A 19,286-nucleotide genomic window follows, 5' to 3' on the forward strand; every position below is an offset into this window, starting at 1 on the left:
CGGAGCCGGCCAGACGCCCAGCGGCACCACACCCGCCGCGTTGTCCCCCGGGTCAGCGCACGGGTCGGCGCCCGCGTGGGAGACTGGGACGGTGGGCGACCGGGCCCTCACGGTGAGTGAGCGGCTCGTGTCATGCGGGAGGACATGGGTGAGGTGACGACAAGCCTCCAGCGCCCGGTAACCAACACAGGCCGGAGCAAACTCGTGCGGCACGTCGACAGCTTCGAGATCCAGCCGCCGGCACCGCCGTCCCACAACGGCGTACCCCGGTCCGCGTGGGCTCGGGCCCGCCGTCGCGTGTCCCGCTGGCACCGCCCCTACATCACACTCCTGCTGCTGCTCGACTTCGCAGCCGCCGCGGTCGCCAGCCTGATCGCCATCGAGACGTTCGACCAGTCGCGGGCGGGCTTCTACAACGCCGAGCAGGACCCGACGTGGTTCCACACGGTGGCGTTCGGGCTCCTGCCGCTCGGCTGGCTCGTCAGCCTCTGGGCCAACCGGGCCTACGACCGGCGCTACCTCGGCCTGGGCCCCGACGAGTACAAGCGGGTGATCCGGGCCGGCGTCGCCGTCGCCGCGACGGTGTCCTTCCTCGCCTTCGCCACCAAGACCGACCTGTCCCGCTACACGGTCGGCACCGCCCTGCTGGCGGCGCTGCTGCTGATCCTGCTGAACCGGATGCTCTGCCGCTTCGTGCTGCACGTGGTCCGGCGCAACATCAGCCAGGCGGGTCACCGGATGGTGCTGATCGGCACCCTGCCGGAGTGCCTTGAGGTCTACACGGCCGTCACCCGCAACCCGGCCGCCGGGCTGATGCCGGTCGCCATCCACATCACCGACGGCTACGCGGCGGCCAAGGGCATCGAGACCCCGGTCCCCGTGTACGCGGGCCGCGACGTCCTCGCCCTCGTCCGGGAGGTCGGCGGCGACACGATCGCGGTCTGCGGCTCGGCGAGTTCCGAGCCGGGCGAGCTGCGCCGGCTGGCCTGGCAGCTGGAGGGCTCGGGCGTCGACCTGGTCGTCGCCCCGCAGCTGACCGACATCGCCGGCCCCCGGGTGCACATCCGGCCGATCGAGGGCCTGCCGCTGCTGCACGTCGAGGAGCCGACCCTCTCCGGGCCGGCGCTGCTCGCCAAGAACCTGATGGACCGGGTGGCCGCCGGGTTCGGCCTGCTGCTGCTGGCCCCGGTCTTCCTGTTCATCGCGATCGGGATCCGGATCTCCGACCCGGGCCCGGTCTTCTTCCGCCAGCCCCGGGTTGGCCACGAGGGCCGCACGTTCCGGGTCTGGAAGTTCCGCACCATGTACGTGAACGCGGAGGACCGGCTGGCCAGCCTGGTCGACCGGAACGAGACCGACGGCATGCTGTTCAAGATGAAGGAGGATCCCCGGGTCTTCCCGGTGGGCCGCTTCCTGCGCGCCTCCTCGCTGGACGAGCTGCCGCAGTTGATCAACGTGTTGAAGGGCGAGATGTCGCTGGTCGGGCCGCGCCCGCTGCCCGCCGACGACGGCGACTTCCTCGGCGACGTGCGCCGCCGCCTGCTGGTCCGGCCGGGCATGACGGGGCTGTGGCAGGTCTCCGGCCGCTCCGACCTGTCCTGGGACGAGGCGGTCCGGCTCGACCTCTACTACGTCGACAACTGGTCGCTGGCGTACGACCTGAGCATCCTGTGGCGCACCGTCGGGGTGGTGCTCGCCCGCAAGGGCGCGTACTGACCCCTTGGCGTGCGGGCCGGCAGGGGCCAGGATCGCTGCGTGGGTGGCAACCTCTCGGGCGTCTTCGGCGTCGTCTCGCTGCTCGCCGCGCTGGGTGCGGCCCTGTTCGCGGTGGTCCGGCTGCGTGCGCGTCGGGGCATCGCCACGGCCACCCAGCGGGCCACGTACGAGGTGCTGCACACCGCCGGGCTGGCCGCCGAGCCGCTGCGCGCGGGCCTGAGCACCGCGAACGCGGCGAAGGCCGTACGTCATCTGCGGGCGCTGGTGGGTGCGGCCGGGCTGGCGCTGACGGACCGGGAGAGCCTGCTCGCCCTCGACGGGCGGGGCGGGCACCACCACGCGCAACTGGTCGCGGCGGCCCGGCGGGCGGTGACGACGGGCCGCTCGACCGTCCTCGGCGAGCCGGAGCTGCACTGCGACCGGGTCGACTGCCCGGTACGCGGCGCGGTGGTCGCTCCGCTGACCGGTGCGGACGGGCGCAGGGTCGGGGTGCTTGTCGCGGTCGCCGACGGCCAGCCGGAGCCGGGCCTGGTGCAGGCCACCCTGGAGACGGCGCACTGGGCCGGCAACCAGCTCGCCCTGGCCGAGCTGGACTCCTCGCGGGAGCGGCTGGCCCGCGCCGAGGTACGCGCCCTGCGCGCGCAGATCAGCCCGCACTTCATCTACAACGCGCTGACCGCGATCGGCTCGTTCGTCCGCACCGACCCGGACCGGGCCCGGGAGCTGATCCTGGAGTTCGCCGAGTTCACGCGGTACTCGTTCCGGGCGCACGGCGAGTTCACCACGCTGGCCGAGGAGCTGCGCTCGATCGACCGCTACCTGACCATCGAGCGGGCCCGGTTCGGCGACCGGCTCCAGGTGCGCCTCCAGATCGCCCCGGAGGTGCTGCCCGTGACGCTGCCGTTCCTCTGCCTGCAACCGCTTGTGGAGAACGCCGTCCGGCACGGGTTGTCCCGCAAGCCGGGCACGGGCATGGTGAGCATCGAGGCCCGGGACGCGGGCACCGAGTGCCACATCACCGTGGAGGACGACGGAGTGGGGATGGATCCGAGCACGCTGACCGCCGGCATCGCCGAGCTGGCCGGCGCCGCCGGGGACCCGGGCGACGCCGCGCTGGCCGGCGTGGGGGACGACCCGGGCCAGCACGTCGGGCTCTCCAACGTCGACGAGCGGCTCCGGTCGGTCTTCGGGGACGGCTTCGGCCTGGTCGTCGAGACGGGCCTCGGCTCGGGTACGAAGGTGAGCATGCGGGTGCCGAAGTTCCATCCCGGCGTACGGGCCGGCTCGTGATCGAGCGGGCCGTGGAGGTGGGGGCGGCCGGGTTCCTGCGGGTGCTGGCGGTCGACGACGAGCCGCCGGCGCTGGACGAGTTGGCGTACCACCTGCGGGCCGACCCCCGGGTGGCCCGGCTGCACACGGCGGGGGACGCGACGGAGGCGCTGCGGGTGCTCCGCGACGGCGACGTGGACGTGGTCTTCCTCGACATCCGGATGCCCGGGCTGGACGGCATGGAGCTGGCCCGGGTGCTGCGCCGCTTCGCCCGGCCGCCGGCGATCGTCTTCGTCACCGCGTACGACGACGGGGCGGTGGACGCGTTCGACCTGGGCGCCACCGACTACGTCCGCAAGCCGGTACGCGCCGAGCGGCTCGCCGAGTCGTTGCGCCGGGTGATCGGCGCGCGGGTGGTGCCGTCGCACCCGGCGGCGCTGGCCCGCGCGGAGGAGGATCCGACCATCCCCATCGAGCTGGCCGGCACGACGCGGATGTTGCCCCGCTCGGCGGTGCGTTGGGTGGAGGCGCAGGGCGACTACGCCCGCCTGCACACGGCCGACGGCTCGCACCTGGTCCGGGTGTCGCTGGCGACCCTCGCGGAGCGCTGGGCGGACGCCGGATTCGTCCGCATCCACCGGTCCTACCTGGTGCAGCTCAAGCTGATCGCGGAGCTACGGCTGGTCAACTCCGGCTACGTCGTGGTGATCGACTCGGCGGAACTGCCGGTCAGCCGCCGGCACACCCGCGAGCTGAAGGACAAGCTGGTCCGCGCGGCGAAGCAGGACTGGAGCCGCTGACCCGGTCTGCACTCCCTCGGCACGTACTGTCCTGGCCCTCTCCCGCCTTGGCCCCCTCCCGCCCGTGCCCCCTCTTCGCCCTCGCCCTCTGCGGCGGCCCGGACGCGGCCGACTCCGGGCGAGGCATTACCCCGCCTGGCACCCTGTCGAGCTGCCCCATCTGTAAGACCAAAGGGCGCGGACGCTTCCGGTCCCATGGACGGGGCAGCTCGACAGCGCCTCAGCTTGGGGTCGCGCGGGGACCTTGTCGACTTGGGGCCACGCGGCCCACCGAGCCCTCACTGCCGCGGCGGTGACGCGAGCATCCCTGACGATCAGCATCTCGGCAGGTCGTCGCCCTCAGATTTTCCTCAGGGTCGGGAATACCCAAGCATTGTCGTACGCTGTACGGTACCCCGTACGACAATTGGAGGCCGCCTTGTTCGACGCCGCGACCGAATTCGACCGCCAGCTCGACCGGCTGGTGGAGCTGGGCTATCCGGCCCTCGCCGAGCTGACCGAGGACGCCTTCCGTGACCTGGTCGCGCCGCTGCGCGCGGCGGCCGTCGCGGGGGCGGCCGACCTGCCCGCCCCGACCGAGGGGCGGGTGCCCTTCCTTCTGGTGGTCACCCGTGACCTGGTGCCGGTGGCGGAGCGCGTCGCGCTGACCACCCTCGCCGGCAAGCGGAAGCCGGGGATCGTCGACCGGCACTACGCCGAGGGTGACCTGCCGAAGTTCGACCCGATCAAGGAGCTGGAGGTGCCGGCCGGGCCGGCGTACCTGCTCTTCGACGTCGACCGGGGCGAGGAGACGCTGAACCTCGCGCCCGCCGCCGCCATGGAGGTGATCACCGGCCAGGACCGGCTGCCGCTCACCATCGACGAGGGGCTCGCCTTCGTCACCCTGTACCCGGAGGCGCTGGCGAAGAACAAGTGCTTCTCGCTGGTCGGCTCCCGCTGCGGCGACAAGCGGGTGCCCGCGCTCTGGATCAGCCAGAACGCGCCGAAGCTCGGCTGGTGCTGGTACGGCAACCCGCACACCTGGCTCGGCTCCGCCTCCGCCCGCCCGGAGCGCGTCGGCCTGGGCTGAGGATGTCGGTGCGGCCGGGACACGCCGGCCGCACCGACGTGCCGCCGTGCGTCGGTCACCGAGGCAGCGGCAGCCGGCTCCACGTCTCCCCGTCGGCGCTCACCTGGACATGAGCGGTCGCTGGCAGGTTCAGCACGTCACGGCCGCCGAGCCAGACCAGGCCCGGTGCCACCCCGACGGTCCCCTCGGTGCCGGTCCGCTCGCTCCGGGTGAAGTGCCGCCCGCCGTCCCGGCTGACCCAGACGTACGCGGTGGCGCCGCCCGCGAACGGCTCACCGACGAGGAGGATCCCGTCCCGGCCGATCGTGAACGGCCTCAGGGTGCGGTTGGCGGGCAGGTCGGTGCCGACGTCGACCCAGGACAGGCCGGCGTCCGTCGTGTGCAGCAACCGGGACGAGCCGGTCGCTGGGCCGTTCCCGCCCGCCGGCAAGGGCTCGGTCAGCAGGTACGCCTCCCGGCCGCTGACCGCCGCGAGCGCCACGGCCGTCACGCCCTCCGGCACCTGCGACGAGATCCAGGTGGCACCCCGGTCGACGCTGCGCGCGACATGGGCGGCGCCCCCGAACTCGGGGGACGACTGCACGAACCAGAGCGCCCCGTCGCCGCTCCGGTCCATGCTGACCCGCGCGTGGGTCGCAGGCAGGTCCGCGAGCCGGTAGACCCTGCCAGTGTCGGGCTCGACCGCGAGCGGTCGCTTCATCGCCCCGCAGCCGTTCTGACAGGTCACCGGCCGCGCCCTCGCCGGGAACGCTGGCACGTCGATCACGGCGGACTCGGCGTCCTCCCAGTTCCGGCCGCCGTCCGTCGAGAGGATCGCCTGGCCGTCGACGCTGACCAGGTAGGTCCGCTGGTCCAGCACGCTGTACCGGACGTCGGACACTCCGAACCCCTCCGCGTCGGGGGTGGTGACGCAGGCGCCGTCGTACGCGGCCGTCCGCCACTGCGACCAGGTCCGGCCGGCGTCCTCGGTGGCCGTGAAGCTGATCCGGCAGGGATCTCGTACCTCGACGCCGACGGCGACCCGGTCGGTGAGCAGGAACAACTCGCTGACAACCCGCTCGATCGGCTGGTCGGACGGGTCCGGGGCGGCCCAGTTCCCGCCGCCCGGACCGCCGGCGGCCGGGACGAGGGCCGCCCCGGCGAGGGCAACCACCACGGCCAGCCCCACCCCGGTCGCCCGTCGGCGCCGCCGGCCCCGGGCCGCCCGCCGCAGGTCGCCGAGCGGGGGCTGGCGGACGGCGTCGGCGACGGTCTCGACGACGAACCCGGTGAACTCACGATCGGACATCGATCCTCCCGGTCTGCGTGCTGTCGGTGGCGTCGGAGTCGGTGAGCAGCGCCGCCAGCGCCTGCCGGCCCCGCGACAGGCGAGACTTGACGGTGCCGGCGGAGACGCCGAGCGTCGCCGCCACCTCGTCCACCGGCAGGTCGACCAGGTAGTGCAGGGCGAGCGCGTGCCGCTGCCCGGCGGGCAACTCCCGGAGGGCCGTGAGCAGGGCCACATGCTCCGGCGCGGTGTCGGCGACTACCGGTGGCGGGCCGATCCGGCGCAGCAGCCCATCGAGCACCCGGCGTCGCCGGTACCGGCTGCGGGCCACGTTGACCGCCACCCGCCGCAGCCACGCCTCCGGGTTCTCCAGGCCGGCGAAGCGCCGGGGTGCGGCCAGCGCCCTGGTGAATGCCTCCTGGACCGCCTCCTGCGCCTCGTTGAGGTCGCCGGTCACCGCGTAGAGCTGGACCACGAGCCGGCGGAAACAACCGGCGTACACCTCCGAGATCGGATCACCGTCGGACACCGTCACCTCCCTTCTCCACCTCTCCCACTCCCCGGCGGCGAAGAAGGTTCCGGCGACGGCGGTTCCCACAGAGTTATCCACAGGGGTGACCCGTTCTCCACAGGTTGTCCACAGCCCGGTGTGGACGGCTCGGTCCGCGCTGGGCACGACGCCAGCGGGCCCTTGACATTCGCGGCGATCGGGCGAGACTGCCGGGGTGGCCGCTGCCGACGATGCCGTCCCCGCGCCCCGGCAGGGCGGGTCCGGGTCGCCCGAGCACGCGGGCCGGCCCGGGGTGCCGCAGGGGGCCCCGGTCGCCCAGCCCCGGGCGCGGATCGTGCTGGCCGAGGTGTCCCGCCGCGAGGACCGGGCGGAACGCACCCGCGCCGAGCTGGCCCAGCAGACCCGGGTCGGCGACGCGCTCGTACGGGGGCTGGTCCGGGCCCAGTTCGCGCTGGCCCTGCGGCTCTCCCTGGTGGTGGCCATCGGGCTCGGCGGGCTGCCGTGGCTCTTCGCCGTCGCGCCCGCCGTCGGCCGGGTCACCGTGCTCGGCGTCAACCTGCCCTGGCTGCTGCTCGGGGTGGCGTCGTTCCCGTTCCTGATCGCGGTTGGCTGGGCGTACGTGCGGCTGGCCGAACGCAACGAGCAGGACTTCACCGACCTGGTCCAGCGGCCGGAGCGCTGAGGTGGGCAACGGCTTCGTCGTACCGGCGATCGTGGCGGTCACCCTGGTCACCGTCGGCATCGGCTTCTACGGGCTGCGGCTGGCGCGGACCACCTCCGACTTCCTGGTCGCCTCGCGGGCGATCAGCCCCACCTGGAACGCCGCCGCGATCGGCGGGGAGTACCTGTCGGCGGCGAGCTTCCTCGGGGTCGCCGGGCTGATCCTCAAGTACGGCGTCGACGTGCTCTGGTATCCCGTCGGCTTCGCCGCCGGCTACCTCGCCCTGCTGCTCTTCGTGGCCGCGCCGCTGCGCCGCTCCGGCGCGTTCACCCTGCCGGACTTCTGCGAGCTGCGGCTCGGGTCGCGTCGGCTGCGTACCCTCGCCACCGCCTTCGTGATCTTCATCGGCTGGCTCTACCTCGTGCCGCAGCTCCAGGGGGCGGGGCTGACGCTGGCCACGGTGACCGGCTCGCCGTACCCGTTGGGGGCCCTGCTGGTGGCCGTGGTGGTCACCGCGAACGTCGCGCTCGGCGGCATGCGCGCGATCACCTTCGTGCAGGCCTTCCAGTACTGGCTGAAGCTGACCGCGCTGGCCGTACCGGCGATCTTCCTGGCGTTGCAGTGGCAGGCCGACGCCCGCCCGGCGGTGACCCCGCCCGACGGACCGGCGTTCCGGACCGCGACCACCGTCGTGGTCGAGCACCGCGCGACCCTCACCCACCCCGACGGCCGGATCCAGGAGGTACGCCCCGGCGACGAGCTCTCCTTCGCCGCCGGCGACCCGGTGCCGGAGGTGTCCGGGGTCGCCACCGACGCCGCCGACTGGCTGCTGCCCAGCGCCGCCGGGGACGACGACCGGGGGCTGTTCGCCACGTACTCGCTGATCCTGGCCACGTTCCTCGGCACCATGGGGTTGCCGCACGTGCTGGTCCGCTTCTACACCAACCCCGACGGCGCCGCCGCCCGCCGCACGACGCTGGTGGTGCTCGCCCTGGTCGGGGCGTTCTACCTGCTGCCCACCATCTACGGGGTGCTCGGCCGGATCTACACCCCGCAACTGCTGCTCAGCGGGCAGACCGACGCGGTGGTGGTGCTCCTGCCCGGCGCGGCGCTCGGCGACGGCACCGCCGGCCGGCTGCTCGCCGCGCTGGTCGCGGCCGGCGCGTTCGCGGCCTTCCTCTCCACCTCGTCGGGGCTGCTCACAAGCGTCGCCGGGGTGATCTCCACGGACGTGCTGGGGCGCGGCTCGGTACGCGGCTTCCGCCTCGCCACGGTGATCGCCGGGGCCGTGCCGACGGTCCTCGCGCTCAACCTCGCCGGGCTGGACGTGTCGCAGGTCGTCGGGCTGGCCTTCGCGGTCGCCGCATCCAGCTTCTGCCCGTTGCTGGTGCTCGGCATCTGGTGGCGCGGGCTGACCGACCTCGGCGCCGCCGCCGGGATCCTGGTCGGCGGCGGTGCGGCGGTCGGGGCGGTGCTGGTCACGGTGCTCGGCCCGCCGCTGTCCGGCTGGCCGGCGACGCTCACCGCGCAGCCGGCCGCCTGGACGGTGCCGCTCGCCTTCACCGTGATGGTGGCGGTCTCGATGGCGACCCGCCGCCGGGCGCCGGCCGACATCGGCGCCACCATGCTCCGCCTGCACGCCCCGGAGGCCCTCCGCCTCTGACAGGTACGACTCGGGGATGACCGGGGATCATCCTGCGGCCGGAGCAGCCGCTGGTCCGGGCCGGATACGGTCGACGCATGACTGCTGAGCACCCGGCGCTCGCCCTGCGTGGCCTGGCAAAACACTTCGACGGCAAGGTCGCCGTCGCCGGTGTCGACCTCGACGTGCCGGCCGGGTCCTTCTACGGCCTGCTCGGCCCGAACGGCGCGGGGAAGACCACCACCCTGTCGATGGCGGTCGGGCTGCTCCGGCCGGACGCCGGCGGCGCCCGGGTGCTCGGTCACGACGTCTGGGCCGACCCGGTACGGGCGAAGCAGCTGCTCGGCGTGATGCCCGACGGCGTACGGCTCTTCGACCGGCTCAGCGGCGCGGAGCTGCTCGCGTACCACGGTCTGCTGCGGGGCATGGACCCGGCGGTGGTCGACCAGCGGGCGGCGGAGCTGCTGGACGTGCTCGCGCTCGGCGACGCCGGCCGGACGCTGGTGGTCGACTACTCGGCGGGCATGAAGAAGAAGATCGGCCTGGCCTGCGCGCTGCTGCACGGGCCCCGGCTGCTGGTGCTGGACGAACCGTTCGAGGCGGTCGACCCGGTCTCGGCCGCGCTGATCCGGGACATCCTGCACCGGTACGTGACCGGGGGCGGCACCGTCGTCTTCTCCAGCCACGTGATGGAGGTCGTCGAGCGGCTCTGCTCGCACGTGGCGATCCTGGCGGCCGGCACCATCAAGCGCGTCGGTCCCATCGACGAGGTGCGCGGCGGCCGCTCGCTGGAGCAGGTCTTCGTCGAGGTGGTCGGCGGCCGTACGGCGACCGGCGAGGAGTTGGCGTGGCTGTCGCAGTGACCGGACCGACCGTCTCCGCCCAGCCCGCCCGGCGGGTCTCCGCCCGGCACTTCGTCCGGCTCAAGCTGCGGGTGATGGGCAACAACTTCCGGGGTCAGGGCTGGCGGGTCGCCCTCTTCGTGGGCGGCGCGGTGCTCGGGCTCTGGTTCGCCGGCACCGGCTTCTTCCTCTTCGCCGCGCCCGGCCTGGCCGACTCGAGCCGCTACGCGCTGATGGTGGCCGCCTTCGGCGGTGGCCTGACGGTGCTCGGCTGGCTGCTGCTGCCGCTGGTCTTCTTCGGGGTGGACGAGACGCTGGACCCGGCGAGGTTCGCGCTGCTGCCGCTGCCCCGCCGCACGCTCGTCACCGGGCTCTTCGCCGCCGCCTTCGTCAGCGTCCCCACGATCTCGGTGCTGCTCGCCCTGTGCGGGCTGGTGGTCACCGCCGGGGCGCTGGGCGGCTGGTCGGCCGCCGCGGTCGCCTTCGTCGGGGTGGTCGGCGGGCTGCTGCTCTGCGTCGCCGCGGCCCGCGCGGTGACCAGCGCCTTCGCCACCGCGCTGCGCTCCCGCCGGGTCCGCGACCTGGCCGCCGTGCTGCTCGCCGTACTCGCCGCGCTGCTCGGGCCGTTGCAGCTCCTGGGCATCGCCGCCCTCTCCGACGCCGACTGGGACCGCCTCCAGGGGGTGGCCGAGGTGGTCGCCTGGACCCCGTTCGGCGCTCCCTGGACGGCCGGCATCGACGTGGCCGAGGGCCGCGTCTGGGCCGCACCGGTGAAGCTGCTGATCACGGCGGTGACGATCGTCGCGCTGCTGGCCTGGTGGTCCCGCTCGCTCGAGTCCGCGATGGTGGGCGCGGCCAGTGCCGGGCCGGCCCGCGCCCAGCGTGGTACGACCGGCGGGGCGGTCGCCCAGCTCTTCCCGAGGGCCCTCGGCTGGGCCCGGCGGGACCGGTTCGGCGCCCTCGTCGCCCGGGAGGCCCGCTACTGGTGGCGGGACGCCCGACGCCGGGCCAACCTGATCACCGTCGCGGTCGTCGGTCTCTTCGTGCCGGTCATGGTCAACCTGGGCGGCTCGGGCTTCACGATCGACGGCGCGGAGGGGTTCACGGCCAGCTCCGACCCGTCCCCGGTGCTGTCCAGCCTGTCGATGCTCTTCGTCGGGCTGCTCGCCGCCGTCACCCTGGCCAACCAGTTCGGCTTCGACGGCAGCGCGTACGCAACGAACGTGGTCGCGGGCGTCTCCGGCCAGCAGGAGCTGCGCGCCCGGATGGCCGCGTTCTCGCTCTACGTCCTGCCGATGCTGGCGGTGATCTCCGTGGTCGTCGCGGTGGTCATCGGCGAGCCCGGCTGGATCGGGCTGATGGCGGGCACGCTGTTCGGCACGTACGGCGCGGGGCTGGCGGTGAACTGCTTCGTCTCGGTGCTCGGGGCGTACTCGCTGCCGGAGACGAGCAACCCGTTCGCGTTGAACACCGGTGCCGGGATCGCGAAGAGCTTCCTCACCCTGCTGGCGATGCTCGCCACCGCGGTGGCGGCGGTGCCGATGGTGGTGGCCGCCGGGCTGCTCGGCGACGTGTGGCTCTGGCTGGCCCTGCCGCTCGGGGCCGCGTACGGCCTGGGGGCGGCGCTGCTCGGCGCGTACCTGGCCGGCGACGTGCTGGACCGCCGGATGCCGGAGCTGCTCGCCACGGTGACCCCGCGCCGCTGACGATCGAACAGGACAATGACCTGATGCCCGTAGTCGAAGCGGTGATCACCGTGCCGGTCCCACCCGAGGTGGCCTTCGCGGTCTCCCAGACCACGGCGCCGGTGCGCTACCGGTGGGACCCGTTCGTACGCGAGCAGCACTTCACCGACGGGGCGACCCGGCCCGGCAAGGGGGTGCGGACCTTCACCCGGTCCCGGCACGGCCTGGTGATGGTCAGCGAGTACGTCTCCTGGGCCCCGCCCAGCCACGTCGGGATGAAGATGATCCGCGGGCCGTGGTTCTTCGAGATGTTCGCCGGAGGGTGGCGGTTCGCGCCCGCCCCGGAGCCCGGCCACGCCGTCGCCACCTGGCGGTACAGCTTCCGCTGCCGGCCCGCGTTCCTGCGCCCGGTCGCGGACCGGATCGGCTCCTGGCTGCTCGGCCGCGACATCCGCCGCCGGATCGCCGGGTACGCCGCCGGCTGCACGGACCCGGAGGTGCTGGCCGCCGCCCGCCGGTCACTCACCGCCGACGACTGACCCCTCCAGCGGTACGCGCACCTCGTCGAGTTCTTGGCAGGGAACGGCCCCTGGAAGGGCGCAGAACGTCCAAGATCTCGACCAGCTGCGCCGAGGGTCGGTGCCGGTAGGGTCAGCGGGTGAGCCGCGCGAACTTCCGCACCCTGTACCACGGGCAGGCATCCGGTGCCGGCTCGAGTTACGGCCTGTTCCTGATCCGCCGATCAGGGTCGTGGGCGCAGCACTGGGCATCGGTCAATCGGGGAGTGCAGCCTGTCCCGCCACCGCCGCTGGTGGACCTCGCGCGTGAGACGGTCATCATGCTCTCGGTGGGGACCCGCCCCGTGCTGGGCTACGACGTCACGATCGAGGACGTGACCGTGCGGGAGACGACCCTGGTGGTGACCGGCGTCGAGAGTCGCCCTGTGGGCGGCGTGACACTGGACATGGTCTGCTCACCGGTGCACATAGTGGCGGCGCGATTCGGCCCCGAGGCCTTCGAGGACATGCTGCTGAACCTGCACATCAAGCCCGCTGAGATCTTGTGATCTGGTGACGTGGGGCCGCGCGGGCGGGCATTCACCGCACCGCGTCACCGACGCGCCGGCAACAGCGGCGGCGCGCCGACTGTCGACGCCAGGGGCCACATCCGGGCCCGTCGGGGCGGGGCAGGCCGCACAATGTTTCACGTGAATCATGAGCCGGGCGCCGAGATCCACCACATCGACCCGTTCGCCGTGCCCGCCGACCAACGCTCGCCCGTACGCCGGTTGCGGGGTCGGCTGGCGTCGCCGGTGACGCTCTGGACGGCGCCCGAGCCGGCGGGCCTGACGGTCTCCTCGACGCTGGTCGCGGAGGGCGAGCCGGACCGGCTGCTCGGCCTGGTCGACCCGGAGTCCGACCTGTGGGCGGCGGTCGAGTCCGCCGGCCGCTTCGCGGTGGCCCCGCTCGGCCCCGCGCACCGGCAGCTCGCCGACCGGTTCGCGGGCCTCTTCCCGTCCCCCGGCGGCCTGTTCGCCACCGGGGCCTGGACCGACACCCCCTACGGCCCGGTGCCGGCCGACGCCGGCGGCTGGGCGGGGTGCCGGCTCGACTCCGCCCGCGAGTACGGCTGGGGCCTGCTGGTGGAGGCCACCATCGAGGCCGTCGAGCTGACCGGGGAGACGGACCCGCTACTGCACTACCGGGGCCGCTACCGCGAGCTGACCTGACGACCGTCACCGGCGGCGTCGACGGCGACCGTCCGGCCCACCCGGGCCACACCAGCTACCGGTGAACGGAGTGAGCTGCGTCACTCGGCGCAGCCACCGTGCCGTTCGGCGCAGCCGCCGACCGGCGTCGATCTCGCCCTTCCGTGGCGGGGAGCGCGCTTTCTACCGTGCGCGAAACTCCCCACGCCTGTGAAGGTGGTGATCCACGAATGTCCACGGACACACCCGCGTCCACGCCGTCGACCTCGGCGGCGGACCGGTACCTGGCCGTGCAGCGGTCGGACGAGTTCGCCGGGTTGCGGCGCACGCTGCGCGGCTTCATCTTCCCGATGACCGTCGCGTTCTTCCTGTGGTATGCGCTCTACGTCATCCTGTCCGCGTACGCGCGGGACTTCATGGGCACGAAGCTCTTCGGCAGCAACATCAACATCGCCCTCGTCTTCGGCCTGCTCCAGTTCGTCTCGACCTTCCTCATCGCCTGGCTCTACTCGCGGTTCGCCGACCGGAAGATCGACCCGGTCGCCGACCGGATCCGGGCCGAGATGGGGGAGGTGAGCAATGAACACGGTCCTCGCGGCTGAGGCGGGCAGCACCACCGCCCGCAACCTCACCATCACGCTCTTCCTGGTCTTCGTGGCGGTGACCCTGGCCATCACCATCTGGGCCAGCCGGCAGACCAAGACCGCCACCGACTTCTACGCCGGTGGCCGGTCCTTCTCCGGCTTCCAGAACGGCATGGCCATCGGCGGCGACTACATGTCGGCCGCCTCGTTCCTCGGCATCGCCGGCATGATCGCCCTCTACGGCTACGACGGCTTCCTCTATTCCATCGGCTTCCTGGTCGCCTGGCTGGTGGCGCTGCTGCTGGTCGCGGAGCTGCTGCGCAACTCCGGGCGGTACACGATGGCCGACGTGCTGGCGTTCCGGATGCGCCAGCGCCCGGTGCGGACCGCCGCCGCCGTCTCCACCATCACGGTGTCGATCTTCTACCTGCTGGCGCAGATGGTCGGCGCGGGCGCGCTGGTCGCCCTGCTGCTCGGCATCAAGCCGGGTACGACGTTCCTCGGCATGGACGCCGACACCGCCAAGGTCGCCACCATCATCATGGTCGGCGCGCTCATGATCGTCTACGTCACGGTGGGCGGCATGAAGGGCACCACCTACGTGCAGATCGTCAAGGCGTTCCTGCTGATGGGCGGCGCGACGATCATGACGGTGCTGGTGCTGGCGAAGTACAACTTCAACCTGTCGGAGCTGCTCGGCGCCGCCGCGGCCTCCTCCGGCAAGGGCGACGCGCTCCTCGGACCGGGGTTGCGCTACGGGGTCGAGGTGGCCGGCGACGCGACGCAGACCTTCTACAACAAGATGGACCTGCTGTCGCTCGGCATCGCGCTGGTGCTCGGCACCGCCGGCCTGCCGCACATCCTGATCCGCTTCTACACCGTGCCGACGGCGAAGACGGCCCGCAAGAGCGTGCTCTGGGCGATCGGCATCATCGGCACCTTCTACCTGCTCACCCTGGCCCTCGGCTTCGGCGCGGCGGCGCTGGTCGGCAGCGAGGCGATCACCGCGCAGGACAAGGCCGGCAACACGGCCGCGCCGCAGCTCGCCGAGGCGCTCGGCATCGAATTCCTCGGCGGCGATCTCGGTGGGGCGACCCTGCTCGCGGTCATCGCGGCGGTCGCCTTCGCCACGATCCTGGCCGTGGTGGCCGGCCTGACCCTGGCCTCCTCGTCCAGCCTGGCGCACGACTTCTACGCCAACGTGATCAAGGACGGTAAGGCGTCCGAGCGGCAGGAGGTCAGGGTCGCCCGGGTCTCCGCCCTGGTGATCGGCGCGATCTCGATCGTGCTGTCGATCTACGCGCAGAACCTCAACGTGGCCTTCCTGGTGGCGTTGGCGTTCGCGGTGGCCGCCTCCGGCAACCTGCCGGCGATCCTCTACAGCCTGTTCTGGCGGCGGTTCAACACCTCGGGCGCGGTGTGGGCCATCTACGGCGGCCTGCTCTCCGCCGTCCTGCTGGTGTTCTTCTCGCCGGTGGTCTCCGGCGCGGCCACCTCGATGTTCCCCGAGCACGACTGGCAGTGGTTCCCGCTGTCCAACCCCGGCATCCTGTCCATCCCGTTCGGTTTCCTGTGCGGGTGGATCGGCACCGTGATCTCCAAGGAGCACGACGAGGAGAAGTACGCGGAGCTGGAGGTGCGTTCCGTCACCGGCGCCGGCGCCCACTGACGACCCGGCAGATGCAAGGAAGGGCCCCTCGTTGTCGCCTGGCGATGACAAGGGGCCCTTCCTTGCGTCAGGGCGGCTCGGGGCAGTGGGTAGGCTGACCGGCATGAACGCTGTTGCCCGCTTCGGACCCGGTCACCGCATCCTCGTCACGGGCGGCGCCGGCTTCGTACCGTCGCACCTGGTGGACTCCCTGATCGCTCGCGGCTGCACCGTGGTCGCGCTCGACAACTTCATCACCGGGTCGAAGGAGAACGTCGCCCACCTGCTGGACGAGCCGAACTTCACCCTGGTCGAGGCCGACATCTCCGACGGCCTGCCGACCCACCACCCGGCGATGGCCGAGCGGTTCGACGCCATCCTGCACATGGCCTCGCCGGCGAGCCCGACCGACTTCGAGAAGCTGCCGGTGGAGATCCTCCGCGTCGGCTCGGTGGCCACCCTGCACCTGCTGGAGCGCGCGGTCGCCGACGGCGCCCGCTTCCTGATGGCCTCCACCTCCGAGGCGTACGGGGACCCGAAGGAGCACCCGCAGCCTGAGTCGTACTGGGGCAACGTCAACCCGATCGGCATCCGCGCCGTCTACGACGAGGCGAAGCGCTTCTCCGAGGCGGCCACCATGGCCTACCACCGGAGCCGGGGGCTCGACACGGCCATCGTCCGGATCTTCAACACGTACGGCCCGCGGATGCGCCCGGACGACGGCCGGGCCATCCCGACCTTCATCTCGCAGGCGCTGCGCGGCGAGCCGATCACCGTGCACGGCACCGGCAACCAGACCCGTTCAATCTGCTACGTGTCCGACCTGGTGCACGGCATCCTGCTGCTCCTCGACTCCCGCGAGACGGGGCCGATCAACTGCGGCACCGAGCACGAGATGAGCATGCGGCAGCTGGCCGAGACCATCGTGTCGCTCACCGGGAGCAGCTCCGAGGTGACCTACATCACCCGCAGCGCCGACGACCCGGAGATGCGCCGCCCGGACCTGACCCTCGCCCGCGAGCTGCTCGGATACGAGCCGACCGTGACGCCCGAGGACGGCCTCCGCCGCACGATCGAGTACTTCCGCGAGCGGATGGTCTAGCGAACGCCCGCCGCCGGCGCACACGTCGGCGGCGCCACAGGGCGACAGTGGCTACGCGTACGTACCCTGAGTTACATGTCAGCGACCATGCCCGCCGGAGTTCCACTCCCGCACCTGTACCGCAGCGCCGGGCGCGCCTCGGTGCCCGGCCCCGGCCGGGACGCCGGACGCGCCCGGCCGGCCGAGGCCCGCTGGTCCCCGGCAGCGGACGAGCCACGGGCCGGCGGCCCGGGCGGCCCCGCAGGGCCGGGCGGACCGGCCGGGCCAGGCGGACCGACCGGACCGGACCGGCCGGGCCGGGGCGGCGTCCGCCCCCGCTGGGGCCGGATCGCCCTGGTGGCCGGCGTGGCAGTGCTGGTGCTCGCGCTGCTCGGCGGCGTGGGCGCCTGGTTCTACGCCCGCGGCCTCGACGACGACCTGGCCCGCACCGACCCGTTCTCGGAGATCACGGGGGGCCGCCCGGCCAAGGCGGTCGACGGCGCCCTGAACATCCTGCTGGTGGGCAGCGACTCCCGGGACCCGGACGCCCCGGTGGACAAGTCCAGCAAGTGGCGGGCCGACACGATCATCGTGATGCACATCCCGTCGGACCACCAGAAGGCCTACCTGGTCTCCATCCCCCGTGACCTCTACGTGCCGATCCCGGAGGGCGCCAACGCCGACTGCGGCAGCGGGCAGCGGGGGAAGATCAACGCCGCCTTCGCCTTCGGCGGGCTGCCGCTGGCCGTGCGGACGGTGGAGTGCTTCACCGACGTGCGGCTCGACCACGTGATGGCGATCGACTTCGCCGGCTTCAAGCAGGTCACCGACGCCCTCGGCGGCGTCGACCTGAAGGTCGAGCGGACCGTCACCTCGATCCACAAGCCGTACCGGACGTTCACCAAGGGCACCAACCACATGGACGGCGCCGAGGCGCTGGACTGGATCCGGCAGCGCAAGCAGTTCCCGGACGGCGACTTCGCCCGGATGCGGCACCAGCAGGAGTTCCTCCGCGCCCTGATGGACAAGGCGGCGAGCACGGGCACGCTGACCAATCCGAAGAAGCTGAACGACTTCCTCAAGTCGGTCACCGCCGCGGTCACCGTCGACCAGAGTTTCTCGCTTGTCGACATGGGGGTCCAGTTCCGCAACCTGCGCGGCGAGAACCTCACCTTCGTGACCAGCCCGCACGTCGGCAGCCAGACCATCGACGGTGAGTCGGTGGTGGTGTCGGACAAGGAGAAGGCGCTGACCATGTACAAGGCGATGTCGGCCGACACCATGACGGCCTGGGTCGAGGCCAACCAGAAGAAGAAGGACGGCACCGGAAACTGACCAGCTCCGCCGGCCGGCCCTCCCGTGATCGACGACCGTCATCACGATTCGGAGGGCCGGTCGAGCGCTTCCTGTGAGCCAACCGCCGACCAGCCGTATCGATCTGTCCGTTCGGTCAGTTCTCCTGGATGACGGCCGTACGAACGGCATTTGACGGTCGGACGACCTCGCCAGGACGGGAAAGCGTCCGTAAAGTGATCCCGCCCCCTGACAAACGCGAGCTGGAGCACGCATGCCGGTTCAGACCAGCCGTCGCCCTCCGGCGCTGGAGTCCCCCCGTGGCCCGGTCCGGGCCTCCACGAGCATCCCGAAGCAGCCCGTCAAGGGCGGCAAGCCCGGTGGCGGGTCCGCGAAGAAGCGGTCGCGCCGCAAGGACCCGCTCTGGGCCCGACTCACCCTGATCTTCGGCGCCGTGCTGATGGTCGCCAGCGGTGCGGCCATCGTCGGCAGCAAGGCGCTGATCAGCAGCGCCACCGGCAACATCGCCCAGCGCAACCTCCTCGGTGACGCCGGCAAGACCGACGCCGAGGGTGGCGCCAGCCTGGACGGCCCGATCGACATGCTGCTGCTCGGTGTGGACGCCCGGGAGCGGTGGGCCGCCGACGACGTGCGGGCGGACAGCATCATCGTGCTGCACATCCCGGCGACGCACGACCAGGCGTACCTGATCTCGATCCCCCGGGACACCGAGGCCCAGATCCCGGCCTTCAAGCCGAGCGGCTACAAGGGCGGCACCGACAAGATCAACGCGGCGTTCCAGGCCGGCGCCCGCAACGGCGGCGGCTGGGAGGGCGGCGCCCAGCTGATGGCGCAGACGATCAAGAAGATGACCGGGATCAGCTTCGACGGCGCGGCCATCATCAACTTCGGCGGATTCAAGAACGTCATCGAAGCCCTCGGCACCGTGCGCATCTGCGTCAAGCAGGAGGTCGAGTCGATCCACATGTCGTACGTGGACGGCAAGCCGATGTGGAACGCGGACGCGAAGAAGACCGGCAAGCAGCGGACGCCCGTGGTGCACAAGAAGGGCTGCCGCGAAATGGAGGGCTGGGCGGCGCTGGACTACTCCCGGCAGCGCAAGAGCCTCAAGAACGGCGACTACGACCGGCAGCAGAACCAGCAGCAGCTGATCAAGGCGATGGCGAAGAAGGCCACCCAGGACGGGACGCTGACCAACCCGATCAAGCTGAACAAGCTGATCGACGCGGCCGGCAAGGCATTCATCCTCGACACCGCCGGCGTGCCGGTTCCCGACTTCGTCTTCACCATGCGCGGGGTGACCGGCAACGACCTCGTGATGCTGAAGACGAACGGCGGCACCTTCCACAGCGACGGCAGCCGCGAGACGCTCAGCGCCCAGACGATGGACATGTTCCGCGCGGTGAAACAGGACAAGCTGGCCGAATTCGTCTTCGCCAACCCCGAGGTGGTCTCCAGCCGCGAGTGACGCCGGCTGAGGCGGCCCGCC

General features: G+C 72.3%; 18 protein-coding genes. 16 read left to right on the top strand and 2 right to left on the bottom strand.

From position 1 onward, the window contains the following. Nucleotides 1–144: 144 nt before the first annotated feature. The 4 genes from ACGFNF_RS26265 to ACGFNF_RS26280 all read left to right on the top strand — a co-directional run bounded on the left by ACGFNF_RS26265 (nt 145) and on the right by ACGFNF_RS26280 (nt 4,854). Nucleotides 145–1,716, top strand: coding sequence for a sugar transferase (locus ACGFNF_RS26265; RefSeq protein ID WP_357580136.1), 1,572 nt, complete (start codon nt 145–147; stop codon nt 1,714–1,716). 39 nt (nt 1,717–1,755) lie between these two features. Next, nucleotides 1,756–3,006: a sensor histidine kinase gene (locus ACGFNF_RS26270; RefSeq protein ID WP_393171331.1), complete on the top strand. Its 1,251-nt coding sequence runs from the start codon at nt 1,756–1,758 to the stop codon at nt 3,004–3,006. Between the two features lie 17 nt (nt 3,007–3,023). Then, on the top strand, nt 3,024–3,785 hold the full coding sequence (locus ACGFNF_RS26275; protein WP_357580137.1) for a LytTR family DNA-binding domain-containing protein: 762 nt from the start codon (nt 3,024–3,026) through the stop codon (nt 3,783–3,785). Nucleotides 3,786–4,203: 418 nt separating this feature from the next. Then, nucleotides 4,204–4,854 carry a DUF5701 family protein gene (locus tag ACGFNF_RS26280; RefSeq protein ID WP_393171333.1) on the top strand — a complete coding sequence of 217 codons (651 nt, stop codon included), beginning with the start codon at nt 4,204–4,206 and terminating at the stop codon, nt 4,852–4,854. Nucleotides 4,855–4,909: 55 nt separating this feature from the next. On the opposite strand, the gene ACGFNF_RS26285 is transcribed toward ACGFNF_RS26280, so the two are convergent. Both ACGFNF_RS26285 and ACGFNF_RS26290 read right to left on the bottom strand, forming a co-directional pair. Then, complete coding sequence (locus ACGFNF_RS26285; RefSeq protein WP_393171335.1) at nt 4,910–6,142, bottom strand: hypothetical protein; 1,233 nt, start codon at nt 6,140–6,142, stop codon at nt 4,910–4,912. Further along, on the bottom strand, nt 6,129–6,650 hold the full coding sequence (locus ACGFNF_RS26290; RefSeq protein WP_393171337.1) for an RNA polymerase sigma factor: 522 nt from the start codon (nt 6,648–6,650) through the stop codon (nt 6,129–6,131). Before ACGFNF_RS26290 ends, ACGFNF_RS26285 begins: the two co-directional genes overlap by 14 nt. 274 nt (nt 6,651–6,924) lie before the next feature. On the opposite strand from ACGFNF_RS26290, the gene ACGFNF_RS26295 reads away from it, so the two are divergent. The 12 genes from ACGFNF_RS26295 (at nt 6,925) to ACGFNF_RS26350 (ending at nt 19,265) form a co-directional block, all read left to right on the top strand. Then, nucleotides 6,925–7,314 (top strand): hypothetical protein, encoded by a 390-nt coding sequence (locus ACGFNF_RS26295; protein WP_393171410.1) that lies wholly within the window; start codon nt 6,925–6,927, stop codon nt 7,312–7,314. Nucleotide 7,315: 1 nt separating this feature from the next. After that, entirely contained in the window at nt 7,316–8,956 is a 1,641-nt protein-coding gene (locus ACGFNF_RS26300; RefSeq protein ID WP_357580129.1) for a cation acetate symporter, read from the top strand. Nucleotides 8,957–9,033: 77 nt separating this feature from the next. Further along, on the top strand, nt 9,034–9,798 hold the full coding sequence (locus tag ACGFNF_RS26305) for an ABC transporter ATP-binding protein (protein WP_357580130.1): 765 nt from the start codon (nt 9,034–9,036) through the stop codon (nt 9,796–9,798). Beyond that, nucleotides 9,783–11,483 carry an ABC transporter permease gene (locus tag ACGFNF_RS26310; RefSeq protein ID WP_393171339.1) on the top strand — a complete coding sequence of 567 codons (1,701 nt, stop codon included), beginning with the start codon at nt 9,783–9,785 and terminating at the stop codon, nt 11,481–11,483. Before ACGFNF_RS26305 ends, ACGFNF_RS26310 begins: the two co-directional genes overlap by 16 nt. A gap of 23 nt (nt 11,484–11,506) precedes the next feature. Next, complete coding sequence (locus ACGFNF_RS26315; RefSeq protein ID WP_393171341.1) at nt 11,507–12,001, top strand: SRPBCC family protein; 495 nt, start codon at nt 11,507–11,509, stop codon at nt 11,999–12,001. Nucleotides 12,002–12,120: 119 nt separating this feature from the next. Beyond that, nucleotides 12,121–12,528, top strand: a complete 408-nt coding sequence (locus tag ACGFNF_RS26320) for a hypothetical protein (RefSeq protein ID WP_393171343.1) — start codon at nt 12,121–12,123, stop codon at nt 12,526–12,528. Between the two features lie 99 nt (nt 12,529–12,627). Beyond that, nucleotides 12,628–13,191 (top strand): flavin reductase family protein, encoded by a 564-nt coding sequence (locus tag ACGFNF_RS26325; protein WP_393171412.1) that lies wholly within the window; start codon nt 12,628–12,630, stop codon nt 13,189–13,191. 209 nt (nt 13,192–13,400) lie between these two features. After that, a complete protein-coding gene (locus ACGFNF_RS26330; protein ID WP_357580133.1) occupies nt 13,401–13,772 on the top strand; it encodes a DUF485 domain-containing protein in 372 nt (123 codons plus the stop codon). Continuing rightward, nucleotides 13,750–15,423 carry a cation acetate symporter gene (locus ACGFNF_RS26335; protein ID WP_132240519.1) on the top strand — a complete coding sequence of 558 codons (1,674 nt, stop codon included), beginning with the start codon at nt 13,750–13,752 and terminating at the stop codon, nt 15,421–15,423. The genes ACGFNF_RS26330 and ACGFNF_RS26335 overlap by 23 nt, the downstream gene beginning before the upstream one ends. A gap of 103 nt (nt 15,424–15,526) precedes the next feature. Then, on the top strand, nt 15,527–16,504 hold the full coding sequence (locus tag ACGFNF_RS26340; protein ID WP_393171345.1) for a UDP-glucuronic acid decarboxylase family protein: 978 nt from the start codon (nt 15,527–15,529) through the stop codon (nt 16,502–16,504). A 75-nt stretch (nt 16,505–16,579) separates the two neighbouring features. Then, the gene (locus ACGFNF_RS26345) at nt 16,580–17,818 is read left to right on the top strand and encodes an LCP family protein (RefSeq protein ID WP_393171347.1); all 1,239 of its coding nucleotides are present in this window, start codon (nt 16,580–16,582) and stop codon (nt 17,816–17,818) included. A 232-nt stretch (nt 17,819–18,050) separates the two neighbouring features. After that, nucleotides 18,051–19,265 (top strand): LCP family protein, encoded by a 1,215-nt coding sequence (locus ACGFNF_RS26350; protein ID WP_357577782.1) that lies wholly within the window; start codon nt 18,051–18,053, stop codon nt 19,263–19,265. Nucleotides 19,266–19,286 lie beyond the last annotated feature (21 nt).

The organism is Micromonospora sp. NPDC048868, assembly GCF_043198195.1.
Taxonomy (GTDB): Bacteria; Actinomycetota; Actinomycetes; order Mycobacteriales; family Micromonosporaceae; genus Micromonospora; species Micromonospora reichwaldensis.

What these genes read in the sequence shown, in the direction of transcription:
- ACGFNF_RS26265 (WP_357580136.1), top strand. Translation starts at nt 145, where the DNA reads ATGGGTGAGGTGACGACAAGCCTCCAGCGCCCGGTAACCAACACAGGC.
- ACGFNF_RS26285 (WP_393171335.1), bottom strand. Translation starts at nt 6,142, where the DNA reads ATGTCCGATCGTGAGTTCACCGGGTTCGTCGTCGAGACCGTCGCCGAC.
- ACGFNF_RS26305 (WP_357580130.1), top strand. Translation starts at nt 9,034, where the DNA reads ATGACTGCTGAGCACCCGGCGCTCGCCCTGCGTGGCCTGGCAAAACAC.
- ACGFNF_RS26315 (WP_393171341.1), top strand. Translation starts at nt 11,507, where the DNA reads ATGCCCGTAGTCGAAGCGGTGATCACCGTGCCGGTCCCACCCGAGGTG.
- ACGFNF_RS26330 (WP_357580133.1), top strand. Translation starts at nt 13,401, where the DNA reads ATGTCCACGGACACACCCGCGTCCACGCCGTCGACCTCGGCGGCGGAC.
- ACGFNF_RS26335 (WP_132240519.1), top strand. Translation starts at nt 13,750, where the DNA reads ATGAACACGGTCCTCGCGGCTGAGGCGGGCAGCACCACCGCCCGCAAC.
- ACGFNF_RS26340 (WP_393171345.1), top strand. Translation starts at nt 15,527, where the DNA reads ATGAACGCTGTTGCCCGCTTCGGACCCGGTCACCGCATCCTCGTCACG.
- ACGFNF_RS26345 (WP_393171347.1), top strand. Translation starts at nt 16,580, where the DNA reads ATGTCAGCGACCATGCCCGCCGGAGTTCCACTCCCGCACCTGTACCGC.
- ACGFNF_RS26350 (WP_357577782.1), top strand. Translation starts at nt 18,051, where the DNA reads ATGCCGGTTCAGACCAGCCGTCGCCCTCCGGCGCTGGAGTCCCCCCGT.